This window comes from Vibrio sp. 10N.286.49.E11, from assembly GCF_041469505.1.
Lineage (GTDB): Bacteria > Pseudomonadota > Gammaproteobacteria > Enterobacterales > Vibrionaceae > Vibrio > Vibrio crassostreae_C.
The window spans coordinates 61,656-73,943 of the sequence record NZ_JBFRKQ010000025.1 but is presented as its reverse complement, the minus strand read 5'-3'; the positions used below and the strand labels follow the sequence as shown (position 1 = coordinate 73,943).

Here is a 12,288-nt window from a genome sequence, read left to right as displayed (position 1 = left end):
GAAATCAAGCATTATGTTGTCATTTGTTGTAACCTTTCTATAGGGAATATACGACAGAATCACGGTAATATCGCGTGCGCCACGGCGATATGCTTCACGAACCGGAATCGAATCGGCTACACCGCCATCGGTATAACAGCCACCAGAGAAACACGGAGTTTCACGGTAAGCGATAGGTAAAGCCGTTGTTGCTTCAACAACATTAGAAAGGTTTTCTGGCTTAATATGGTAGTAGTCTGCACTGCCCGTATCGACATTTGTGACAGCAGCAATGAGTGGGATACTTGAAAACAACTCACCACAATCGAGCGGATAACGTTGATTGGATTCGTTCCATAACCATTTAACATCTACCAAGTTACCGCCTTTGGCAAAGCGAGCAGGATTAAAGAAAGTTTTATCCGTCGCCATCGTGGTGATCACATCATAACTGCGTTTTGGTGCATGAGATAAGTAGCCAACCAGATTCGACACACCTGCAGATACGCCGAAGGCAAAATCATAAGGACGGAAATCGTCTTGCATGAAGGCGTCTAAAACTCCAGCAGCAAAAATACCTCTCATTGCTCCACCTTCAACGATTAATGCGCTCTTATTCATCTCAAACTCTTCTACTTTATAAACTGATAGTCGTAGAATAATCCCATCACTCTTACAAAGATAATGGGATAGATTTATCAATTCGATAGGTAAAAACTATCAATGTGGATTATTAAATTTTTCAATGATTTAGGGTTGCTTAATAAACAGCGAGATCAAAAAAGGCCGTTGAGTGATTCACTCAACGGCCTTTCAATTAACGAATCAAGATGATTGATTACGACTTAAATTCGCTCACGTCGATTTCAAGCAGTTTACCAATGCCTTCACCGTATGCAGGGTCAGCTTTGTAACAGTGTCTTAGGTGACGCAATTGAATCTCTTTTGGCACGCCGCCTAGGTTGCGAGCAGTGTTATCAAAAAGAATCGCTTGCTTCTCTGGTGTCATTAGGCGGAACAAGTCACCCGGTTGCGAGAAGTAATCTTCATCTTCGCGGTGATCCCAGTGTGCTGCTGCGCCATCTAGGTTCAGTGCTGGTTCAGCGAAATCTGGTTGCTCAGCCCATTGACCTTCGTTGTTTGGCTCATAACCTAATGTGCCACCGAAGTTACCATCGACACGCATCGCGCCATCACGGTGGTAGCTGTGTACTGGGCAACGAGGCGCATTCACTGGAATGTGCTGATGGTTTACACCCAAACGGTAACGTTGTGCATCACCGTAAGCAAACAGACGACCTTGCAGCATCTTGTCTGGCGAGAAGCTGATACCTGGAACTACGTTCGCTGGGTTGAATGCTGATTGCTCTACTTCTGCGAAGAAGTTTTGCGGGTTACGATTTAGCTCAAATTCGCCCACTTCGATCAACGGGTAATCTGCATGAGGCCAGATCTTAGTCAAATCGAACGGGTTGTATGGAACCTTCGCTGCATCCGCTTCTGGCATCACTTGTACTTTCAACGTCCATTTCGGGAAATCTTGGTTATCGATGCTGTCTAGCAAATCACGTTGGTGGCTTTCGCGATCATCACCGATCACTTGTGCCGCTTCTGCGTCAGACAAGTTCTTAATACCTTGCTGAGATTTGAAGTGGAATTTAACCCAGAAACGTTCGTTGTCAGCATTGATGAAGCTGAACGTGTGACTGCCGAAACCATGCATGTGGCGGTAAGTCGCAGGGATACCGCGATCACTCATCACGATAGTAATTTGGTGAAGTGCTTCAGGTAAAGAAGTCCAGAAATCCCAGTTGTTCTTCGCGCTGCGCATGTTAGTGCGAGGGTCACGTTTAACGGCGTGGTTTAAGTCTGGGAACTTAAGAGGATCACGAAGGAAGAATACTGGCGTGTTGTTACCCACCATATCCCAGTTGCCTTCTTCAGTATAAAACTTCAACGCGAAACCGCGAATATCACGCTCCGCGTCCGCTGCGCCACGTTCGCCAGCTACCGTTGTAAATCGTGCAAACAGATCCGTCTTTTTACCGATTTCAGAGAATAGTTTAGCTTTGGTGTATTGAGTAATATCGTGAGTCACAGTGAAAGTGCCGTAAGCCCCTGAACCTTTCGCGTGCATACGACGCTCTGGAATCACCTCACGATCAAAATGCGCCATTTTTTCTAAAAACCAAACATCTTGAAGAAGTTGAGGACCGCGTTTACCCGCAGTTTGAACATTCTGGTTATGAGCAACAGGACAACCCGCAGCTGTAGTTAATTTTTTACTCATCATCTATTCCTTATTACCTTTTAGATGCACCATCTTTGTTGCATCTTTACTTCTGAATGGTGGCTATTCATCACACAAAACCACGCAGTAATTAAGGATATAGAATACGCCTGGGCTAAAGTAAAATATAATCGTTTGTATTTATCGTTATCATGGATAAAACCTATCAAATTAATGATCTAAATCATAATCATTCAATATTGACAATAATATTTACAATATAATAATCATGAACTTACAACACGCAGAAAACCAAAGCTAGGCGCAGCCTACCTCGTAGAAGCCACTATTTTTGAGATATTTTGTGACCTAACCGTAAAGTCGCTGCGATATTTCTTGCCGTTCTTGTTAAGTTAAGCTCCGCCTCTTGTAATACTTTTTCTAAAGTTTGTGGCGATCTTACAGTTCCAAACAAGCTGCTCATTTCGCCGTAAAGCGCTTCTACTTCGGTGCCTAAAGATCCGGCAATTCCTATGGTTGGAATGCCCTGTAAGCTCGCACGTTTGGCAATGCCATAAGGTGTTTTTCCTTGCAGAGTTTGATTGTCCATCTGCCCTTCACCGGTAATCACAAGGTCGGCACCTTTCAACACATCATCGGCTTGCAAAACGTCCAGTACCATCTCGATACCGGGTTTAATTTGCATGTTGAATAGCAAACCAAGTCCCATCGGCGAGCCACCAGCCGCACCATAACCCATACGCTTTTGAACGGATTCACCGCCGTCTACACAACCTTGCGTTTCTGCGACTTGAGCAAAATTCGCAAGCGCCTTATCAAGCATTAAGACTTGTTCAGGTGTCGCTCCTTTTTGCGGACCAAATACATGGCTGGCACCGTTATCGCCACACAATGGATTATCAACATCGCATGCCACAATCAACTCGACATCTGCATAGCGCGAATCCAAACCTGTAAGATCTATTGATGCTAATTCTGCAAGTGCAGCACCACCTCGGCCAAGCTATTGTCCAGTACTATCTTGCCCTTTGCCATCTTGCCCTTTACTAACTAACAAGCGTCCACCTAACGCTTGAACAATACCTGCACCACCATCGTTGGTCGCACTGCCACCCAATCCTAAAATAATGCTCTCAGCACCTTGTTCAATGGCTTCTAAGATCAATTGCCCTGTACCAAATGAAGAAGCTATTAACGGGTTACGCTGTTCTGATTTAAGTAAATCCAAACCAGAGGCAGCGGCGATCTCAATTAAAGCCGTTTTCTTAGGATTCTGATCCGACGGTTCTAGCATTGCCCATTCTGCATTGACTGGTTGCCCTAACGGCCCTTCGACTTGGCTATGTCGCTTTTCACCAAAAAGCCCTTGGAGCAATACATCCACAGTCCCTTCACCGCCATCGGCCAAAGGCAAGGTCACATAGTCAGCGTCAGGGAAGATTTCACGAAAGCCCTTTTCGATACACGCTGCCACCGATAAGGCAGATAAAGACTCTTTAAACGAGTCTGGTGCAATAACAATTTTCATACTGAGAGATCCAAAAGATTAGTAATTTTGATGAGTGCCCGATCCAAAAATGCCCCTATTGAAGATCAGCAAGCTAATCACTTAATAGGGGCAGTATATAAAGTAAATACTAAGCACATAACGTCACCCTCACATTGAGGTTATTGATACCCGCAATTTGTGAGTTAGATCTACTACTTACATATTGGAATCATAGATTGAGAGCATCGACCGAAATTTTAGGATAGGCAGAGTAGAGTTGCATAAATTGAAGATGGTATAGTCCACGAAAATCAAACATCTTGGACATCATCATGCATTCTAGCGACATCATCAAATTGGCAAATTTAGGCGTTAATATCGAAATTTCAAAAGACTCTTCCTTGCATCCCTCTGATGCGTTAGAAGTGGTAAAGATTGTTGCTGAAATCGGTAGCCAAATCGTCATCAAAAAGAAGTACCACACAGACTACCTGATTCAGATGGCTGAAGTGGGCCGTGATCATGTGACTATTGCTGTTTAAGAACAGCCACTATTTCGAAATTGACATAACCTCAGCTTCAACAGTTTAGAGCGACATGTTGATATAAAAATGCAGCATATTGGGGGGCAATATGCTGCATTTTCTCTTTTCGTTAGGAGCACCGAGAACGCAAAGAGAAACTAGTTAATAATTCTAAGTAGAGTTAGTGGTCAAACAACATCGGAACACCCGTTTGCACACAAACATCATTCAGTCGTTTTTGTGCCGTAAGTATATTCTCTTTCCAACGTTCATCTTGAGCCCACATCTCAATCACGAGTGGTACGACGCACTCAGTCTCTTTCAACGTTTCAAAAATGGCATTAAAGTCGACTTCACCATCACCAATCACTAAGTCTCGAAATTGACCTTTGTATTCGTCAGTCACTTTATAAGTGTCTTTGAGGTGGATCTGAGTGATATGAGGCTTGCTCAACTTTAGTTCCGTCACTATGTCGTAATTCCAACCGGAGATATTACCCACATCTGGATACGCCGTGAAATACGGTGAATTGACTTCACGACTCAGCACTTCAAACTTGCTCAAAGAGTTCAAGTAGTCGGTATCCATGATCTCCACAGCGAGCATAACGCCCGACCTTTCCGCCAACTGCGCAGAAAGCTTCATGCCTTCAATGAACCTCTGGTGAGTCACCTTATCCGCAGGCTCGTAGTAAACGTCATACCCAGCCAATTGGATGGTACGAATACCCAATTTGTAAGCGAGTGAGATCGCTTTTTCCATATGGATAGCCGCTTGTTCACGAATCACCGGATCTGCAGATCCAAATGGGAACTTGCGATGCGCGCTTAAACACATGGATTGCAGCGGTACACCATGCTTTTCACACAGGCGACGTAAGACATACACTTCATCGTCATTCCAATCCAAACGGCTACGGCGCTCGTCTGATTCATCTACCGATATCTCAAGAAAATCAAAGCCGAGCTCTTTGGTTGTTGCCAGTTTGTCTTCCCAGCTGAGTTCGTTAGGTAGGGCCTTCTCATAAAGCCCTACTCGGTGGCGTAATAAGTTTTGGTACATAACGCCTCCTAATTCCAGTAACGGTCGATCTGAGCTTTTAGTGCTTCTGCTGTTTCTTTACCTTTTTCACCCGCAAGTGCGCGACCTGCAATAAAGGTTTTCGCTTTAATGCCTTCAAATAGGTAAAGGTCTTCAGGCACGATGCCACCTGTGATAGAAAGCTCGATGCCCATTTCAGACAATGCACGCATCTTCACAAGATCTTCTTCTGTCCAGCCCACACCAGCTAATTCAGCGTCACGAGAACGGTGATAGATAGCTTGAGAGATACCTAGGTCGACCCAAGATTGAGCATCGTCCATTGTCCAATTGCCGTAAATTTCGATTTGGATTTCACCGTTAAATTCGTCAGCGACTTTCTTACACGCACCAATGGTTGCGATGTGTGCAGCCGCAGAAACGGTTATCCAATCAGCACCCGCTTCGAATGCCATTCGAGCCAAAATTGCGCCGCCATCGGTGGTTTTCATATCGCACACAAGGATATGGTCTGGGTGGTTTTTACGAAGGGTAGAAACCGCTGTCATACCTTCAGCAAAAGCCAAAATAGTGCCCACTTCAATCACATCAACAAAGCTTTCAACGTTGTTTGCCACTTCAATTGCGGCAGGAAGATTTGTTTGGTCTAGGGCGATCTGAATCATTGGTTTAGTCATGTTGTTATCCTTTAATTTGTTCACGTATTAGACGGGCTAAGCCATCATGGTTGTTATCTGTTGAGCACACGCGTTGAACGTGTGATTTGACGATGTCATCAGCATTGAGCATCGCTACACCGAATCCGGCGTACTTAATCATGGATATGTCGTTGTGGTTATCACCGACGGCAATGACGTCATCGGCGTGATAACCGAGTTCTGCGATGTATTCAGCAAGGCGTAGGCCCTTACTGTTACCTTTTGCAGCAAAGTCGATTCGGTTTGACCAAGAACGCTCACCGTTGAAGTTCTCTCCTATCCATGGGTGTTGCATTAAACGGTCGACGGAATCTTGGCTCCCCTCTACCACAAACTTCCAAACGTGTTCAGCTTGTTGAGCTGTTTCTATGAATGATTCCACTTGGTAAATTTGTGGGCGATGTTGCTCTGGTGCCGTTTCAGCCCAGCTTTCCAATGTCAACATGTAGGCAAATGGGTTGTACTGTGAGTACGTCATGGCATGAGTTATATACATCACCATCTTGAGCTGAAACTCGTCAGCCATGTTAATGAAAGTAAGTGCCTTATCTTTCTCTATGGCGTTTTGAGTCAATACCGTTTCAGTTTGATAGTCATAAACATAAGTGCCGTTACAGCAGATGATTGGAGTATCTAGCCCCAATTCGTAATAGTAAGGTCGTGCTGCTGTGTGGTGTCGGCCAGTAACAATCATGACGTGACAACTTTGTTTGGCTTCTTGAATCGCCTTTTTTACTTCTGGATGAATCGTGTGATCATCCTTTAACACGGTTCCATCGAGATCTAACGCCAGCACTTTATACATAGAGTCCTCTACTTATTCCCTGAAGTCGGGCCTAATCAATATTGAAACTACTTAGAGTCGAAGCTCGTAACGGCTTACTTAAACGGCTTATTTAAACAAAAAGCCGATTTACTGTTGGCCGTAATAAGCATTTTCACCGTGCTTACGTAAGTAGTGTTTGTCGGATAGTTCTGGCTGAATTTTGATGCCGCTATTCAAGGTGCGCGTTGCCAACGCCATTGCCGACACTTCTTCTAATACCACCGCGTTATGAACGGCGTCGTTGGCATCTTTGCCCCAAGAGAACGGCGCATGTCCTGCAACAATCACACTTGGAACGGCCATTGGATCGATTCGACGTTGCTTGAACTCTTCGATAATCACCAAACCAGTATTTTTCTCGTACTCTTCAGAAATTTCAGAGTGAGACAATCGACGTGTACATGGGATGTCACCGTAGAAATAATCAGCGTGAGTGGTGCCTAAGGCTGGGATGTCGATACCCGCTTGTGCCCAAATGGTGGCACTGCGTGAATGCGTGTGAACAATGCCACTCACTTCAGGGAAAGCTTTATAGAGCTCTAAGTGCGTTGCGGTATCGCTTGAAGGATTGAGTTTCCCTTCAACAACCTTGCCTTCGAGATCGACGACCACCATGTCTTCAGCCGTCATATCACTGTATTCGACACCTGATGGTTTAATCGCTATCACTCCGTTAACACGGTCAAACTCAGAGACATTACCCCAAGTAAATGTCACCAAACCGTATTTCGGAAGTTGCAAATTGGCTTCTGAAACACGTTGTTTCAATTGGCTATATTTAGACATCGTTGCCTCCTTACGCCGCTTCCGCTTGAAGCAATGCAGCATCAATTAAACGCGCCACTTCTTCTGGGCTTTTGCACGCGCGAAGTTTTGAGAAGTCTTCATCGAATTCAATCAAGTTCGCCACTTGCATGGTGCCTTCGATGTGCTCTTCTGAGTCCTTACCCGCTAGTGTTATCAGCACATCTACAGGCTCATCAACACCTTCAAACGTAATTGGCGTTTCAAGCACGGTTAGCGCAAACCCAGTACGAATAACACCGTCTTCAGGGCGGCAATGTGGCAGTGCGAACGCATCGTGAATACAGATATAAGGGCCTTCTTCACCAATCGCTTTGGTAATCGCGTCGTAGTAACGCTCTTCTGCAATACCCGCTTTCACCAATGCATCAGTCCCAAGCTTGATCGCCGCTTTCCAGTCAGCTGCTTTTGCGTTCAGTAGGATAGAGTTATTCTTGATAAGAGATTCTTTTAAGTTCATGTTATTGCTCACTTATATAATTGTTTTTATTGGCTCAGCAGTGCGACACCACTGAGCCGTTTTTAATTATTTATGGAAGTTGTTCTCGATGATGGAAACAAGTTCGTCGCCGAAAGTTTTCACCATAATCATGTTCTTAACCGCTAACTGTTGCTTACCTTCCGGCAGACCCGTGATCTTCGCTGCAAGAGCAACCGAAGTAACGATGATGTCGAATGAACCAAGGTGTGATTTGTAATCAGTGATGGCGCTGTTAAAGGTCGAGCTTGGGATGCCTTTCTTGTCCAAATACTCTTTGATTTTCTTAGAGCACATCATTGAAGAACCTTGTCCTGAGCCACAGCACACTAAGACACGAACCGGTTTCTGGTCAGCGGCTGGTGAGATTCGAGTTTCTGATGTTGTAGAAGCTGCCGTTGTTGAAACAGATGGTGCTTCAGCGGTTGCTGTCGATTGTTGTGGAACCGCGACTTCAACCTCAATACCTTCAGGCGTTACTGCGGTCATTGTTTCAGCAGCAGCTTCTGCGTCTTCTTCAGCTCGTAGTTGCTTAGAAGCGAAGTACATGTAGATGCCAGCCAAAGCCAAAATCACAAAGAAGAACATGCTAGAGCTTGAGATACCTTGCATGATTGGTGGGAATACCAGAGCCCAGTCAGCCATGCCCATCCAGCCATTAAACTCAGTACCTGATTGAGCGAAGATATGGATTGCCCACGCAGAGCCAACCACTTCGATGATGCCCATCACGAAACAGATCTTCATCACCGCTTTCCAGCCACCAAAGTGGTTAGCAAACACACCGATAGTGGCGTTCGAGAAGAACATTGGGATAAAGCCAGGAATGATCATGATTGGTGCGTCAAACGCTAGCATTGCAAGAACAGCGGTGAATTGACCCACTGCGCCCCACATGAAACCAAATACCATTGCGTTAGGAGAGTAGGCGTAAATAGCAGCACAATCGATTGCTAAAACAGCGTTAGGAATAAGGCGTTGAGAAATACCGTTAAATGCCTCGGACAGTTCCGCAACGAACATGCGAACACCAGTAACGATGACTTGAATGGCAACAGCGAATTTCAAACCAGTTTCAAAAATGTAGATAAACCAGTGCGTTTTACCTGCCATGTCCTGAAGGTTATCAAGACCGAACGAAAGAAGAATAATGCCGAAGAAACCAGTCATTACTAACGTTGTTGCAGCGATACTGTCGTGGAAAATGTGTAACCACTTAGGCAGTTTGATGTGGTCAACACTGTCGTTCTTGTCGCCAAGCTTCGGTGCAACCTTGGTGGCTACCCATGAAGCAAACTGTTGTTGGTGACCAATCGAGAAACCCGCACCACCAGTGACTTCTTGAGTCGGCTTGAACATGATGTTTGAGGAGATACCCCAGTACAACGCCATCAATATTGCTGAATAAATAATGGCTTCCCACATACCTGCACCAAGCACGAAGTAGAAAACAGCAATGAGGCCAGCTTGCTGGAACATGATATGCCCAGTCAGCATGATGGTTCTGATACCCGTAATACGTCGGAAGGCAACAAGTAGAATGTTTAGCCCAAGAGCCAGTAATACTGCATACCCAACCCAAGAGTAGTTGTCGCCCATGGTTTCCATGGTGGACATCATGGAGGTGTACGGGTCAATTACCGATCCCGTTAATCCATGTATTTCACTCATTTTTTCAATAACCGGTTTAAAACCCGCTACCAATGTTCCTGCACCTACCTGCACTATCATGAAACCAACGATGGTTTTAATAGAGCCGGAGATAACAGTTGTTGCGTCACGTTTTAGAAGGATGTAGCCGAGACAAGTAACAAGACCGAGTAGCAACGGTGCTTTGGTCATTACCTGACTGTAAAAAATATAGAAAATATCGTATAAGAATTCCATATCTTTACCCCTGATTGATTTTTAATTTTAATGATTTGTAGGATGTGATGATTCTAGTTTTGCTCACGAACTAGACTTTACCAATCAAAAGTAATCATTCAATGCTCACTTGTGATTACTTTGATTTATATCAATTAACCACACCCAGAATGTGCTTAATTGAGCTTTAGATCACACGTAAAAATTATAAATACAATAAAATCAACCACTTATAAAACATTGTGATTAATGTCTGGTTTTTATAGCGATGTGGTTTGACAATCATGATGGTGATTATTAGAATCAAAACAAATCAAAAGTAATCATTAAATTGTCACAACGACAAAAAGAGTGATAAATATGAATGAAGTACAAAGACATAACGGCATCTTGTCGCTGTTAGAAGATATGCAGACAATCAACGTCTCTCATATTATTGATAAATTTAGCGTTTCTCCTGCTACTGCTAGGCGCGATATCGCTAAGTTAGATGAAGTTGGCCGACTTAGAAAAATTCGAAATGGTGCGGAACGAGTAGAAACTCAGAAGAGAAAGTGGTCACCACTGAATATCAACAGCACTGAGTTCTATGAAGAGAAATCAGAGATTGCTCAAGCAGCTGCAGGGCTTTGTCAGGCTGGCGATACAGTCGTGATCAACTGTGGTTCGACGGCTTTCCTACTCGGTCAGCAACTATGTGGCGATGACGTTCAAATCGTAACGAACTACTTTCCACTCGCAAGCTACTTGATCAACGAAGATCATGACGATGTCATCATCATTGGTGGTCAATACAACAAAGCGCAGAACATCTTTCTAAACCCTGCCCCTAATTCATTAGGCGGCTATGCGGGAAACTGGATGTTCACCTCAGGTAAAGGCTTAACCGATGCCGGGCTGTACAAAGCCGACATGTTAACGGCCGTAGCCGAACAACAAATGCTCGAACAGGTCGATAAGCTTGTCGTCGTGGTCGATAGCTCAAAAGTTGGACAACGTACCGGAATGCTCTTTTGCAGCACCAAGCAAATAGACATTGTCATCACCGGTAAAGACGCCAATCCCGAAGTCGTAAAACTGATTGAAGCTCAAGGGACGCAAGTCATCCTAGTTTAAATCGCAGGGCTAACTAGCCCACCAATAATAATAAATTTAGCTCAGTGCCTTAATCCAAATTAAGGCGCTCGGCTCCCTACATCCAAAATTAATCAAATTATTGAAATAAAAGGTATTATCATGAGCAATGTAAACGAAATCACTCGCGAGTCTTGGATCCTAAATACATTCCCTGAGTGGGGCACATGGTTAAATGAAGAGATTGAACAAACAGTTGTGCAACCGGGTACGTTTTCTATGTGGTGGCTGGGTTGTACAGGTATTTGGCTAAAATCAGAAGAAGGTGCAAACCTATCAATGGACTTCTGGTGTGGTACTGGTAAAAAAACACAAGCCGTTCAAAAAATGAAAAACCAGCACCAAATGATGCGTATGGGCGGTGTGGAAGCACTTCAACCAAACCTACGTACCGCGATCTTCCCATTGGACCCTTTCGCTATCAAAGAGATCGATGCAGTTATGGCATCTCATGACCACGGCGACCACATTGATATCAACGTTGCAGCGGCAGTTCTACAAAACTGCGGCGACCACGTTAAATTCATTGGCCCTAAAGCGTGTGTTGATTTATGGATGAAATGGGGTGTGCCAGAAGATCGGTGTGTTATTGCTAAAGTTGGCGACGAGATCAAAATCAAAGACGTGAACATCAAGGTTCTTGACGCATTCGACCGTACAGCTCTAGTGACACTTCCTGAAGGAACATCTTCCCTAGACAAAGAAATTCTAGACGGAATGGACGACCGTGCAGTGAACTACCTAGTAGAAACAACAGGCGGTTCAGTTTACCACTCTGGTGATTCTCACTACTCAAACTACTATGCTAAACACGGTAATGACCACAAGATCGACGTTGCACTGCTTTCTTACGGTGAGAACCCACGTGGCGTAACAGACAAAATGACATCTTCAGACATTCTTCGTGCTGCTGAGTCTTTGAACTGTGAAGTAGTTGTTCCGTTCCACCACGACATTTGGGCTAACTTCCAAAATGACCCGCGTGAAATCGAAATGCTGTGGAACATGAAGAAAGAACGTCTTCAATACGGCTTCGCACCTTTCTTCTGGCAAGTTGGTGGTAAATACACATACCCAACAGATAAAGGCCGCATGCACTACCAGCACTTCCGTGGCTTTGCAGACATCTTCACAAATGACCCAGAACTGCCATACCGCGCATTCTTGTAAACATTAAGAAAAGCACTAACTAGGGAG

General features: G+C 44.5%; 11 protein-coding genes and 1 pseudogene. 3 read left to right on the top strand and 9 right to left on the bottom strand.

What is annotated here, in order from left to right:
• The 3 genes and pseudogenes from AB4167_RS04325 to AB4167_RS04315 all read right to left on the bottom strand — a co-directional run.
• On the bottom strand, nucleotides 1–600 hold a 600-nt coding region (locus AB4167_RS04325), incomplete at its 3' end, for a patatin family protein (RefSeq protein WP_372136184.1).
• Between the two features lie 217 nt (nucleotides 601–817).
• Nucleotides 818–2,269, bottom strand: a complete 1,452-nt coding sequence (locus AB4167_RS04320; RefSeq protein ID WP_102398420.1) for a catalase — start codon at nucleotides 2,267–2,269, stop codon at nucleotides 818–820.
• A 286-nt stretch (nucleotides 2,270–2,555) separates the two neighbouring features.
• Nucleotides 2,556–3,758: pseudogene (locus AB4167_RS04315) on the bottom strand (glycerate kinase).
• A gap of 293 nt (nucleotides 3,759–4,051) precedes the next feature.
• Here AB4167_RS04315 and AB4167_RS04310 point away from each other — a divergent pair.
• Nucleotides 4,052–4,261, top strand: a complete 210-nt coding sequence (locus tag AB4167_RS04310) for a hypothetical protein (RefSeq protein WP_009845895.1) — start codon at nucleotides 4,052–4,054, stop codon at nucleotides 4,259–4,261.
• 163 nt (nucleotides 4,262–4,424) lie between these two features.
• On the opposite strand, the gene AB4167_RS04305 is transcribed toward AB4167_RS04310, so the two are convergent.
• The 6 genes from AB4167_RS04305 to AB4167_RS04280 all read right to left on the bottom strand — a co-directional run bounded on the left by AB4167_RS04305 (nucleotide 4,425) and on the right by AB4167_RS04280 (nucleotide 9,978).
• On the bottom strand, nucleotides 4,425–5,306 hold the full coding sequence (locus AB4167_RS04305) for an L-ribulose-5-phosphate 3-epimerase (RefSeq protein ID WP_017065671.1): 882 nt from the start codon (nucleotides 5,304–5,306) through the stop codon (nucleotides 4,425–4,427).
• 8 nt (nucleotides 5,307–5,314) lie between these two features.
• Entirely contained in the window at nucleotides 5,315–5,962 is a 648-nt protein-coding gene (locus AB4167_RS04300; RefSeq protein ID WP_017064001.1) for a 3-keto-L-gulonate-6-phosphate decarboxylase UlaD, read from the bottom strand.
• Nucleotides 5,963–5,966: 4 nt separating this feature from the next.
• The gene (locus AB4167_RS04295; RefSeq protein ID WP_017065672.1) at nucleotides 5,967–6,788 is read right to left on the bottom strand and encodes a pyridoxal phosphatase; all 822 of its coding nucleotides are present in this window, start codon (nucleotides 6,786–6,788) and stop codon (nucleotides 5,967–5,969) included.
• A 108-nt stretch (nucleotides 6,789–6,896) separates the two neighbouring features.
• Nucleotides 6,897–7,595, bottom strand: coding sequence for an L-ribulose-5-phosphate 4-epimerase (locus AB4167_RS04290; protein ID WP_372136183.1), 699 nt, complete (start codon nucleotides 7,593–7,595; stop codon nucleotides 6,897–6,899).
• Between the two features lie 10 nt (nucleotides 7,596–7,605).
• On the bottom strand, nucleotides 7,606–8,073 hold the full coding sequence (locus AB4167_RS04285) for a PTS sugar transporter subunit IIA (protein ID WP_017064004.1): 468 nt from the start codon (nucleotides 8,071–8,073) through the stop codon (nucleotides 7,606–7,608).
• A 66-nt stretch (nucleotides 8,074–8,139) separates the two neighbouring features.
• Nucleotides 8,140–9,978, bottom strand: a complete 1,839-nt coding sequence (locus AB4167_RS04280) for a PTS ascorbate-specific subunit IIBC (protein ID WP_372136182.1) — start codon at nucleotides 9,976–9,978, stop codon at nucleotides 8,140–8,142.
• 339 nt (nucleotides 9,979–10,317) lie between these two features.
• Between AB4167_RS04280 and ulaR the strand changes: the two genes are divergently transcribed.
• The gene (gene ulaR, locus AB4167_RS04275) at nucleotides 10,318–11,073 is read left to right on the top strand and encodes an HTH-type transcriptional regulator UlaR (RefSeq protein ID WP_017064005.1); all 756 of its coding nucleotides are present in this window, start codon (nucleotides 10,318–10,320) and stop codon (nucleotides 11,071–11,073) included.
• A 120-nt stretch (nucleotides 11,074–11,193) separates the two neighbouring features.
• Nucleotides 11,194–12,261 (top strand): L-ascorbate 6-phosphate lactonase, encoded by a 1,068-nt coding sequence (gene ulaG / locus AB4167_RS04270; protein WP_017060922.1) that lies wholly within the window; start codon nucleotides 11,194–11,196, stop codon nucleotides 12,259–12,261.
• The last annotated feature ends 27 nt before the right edge of the window (nucleotides 12,262–12,288 follow it).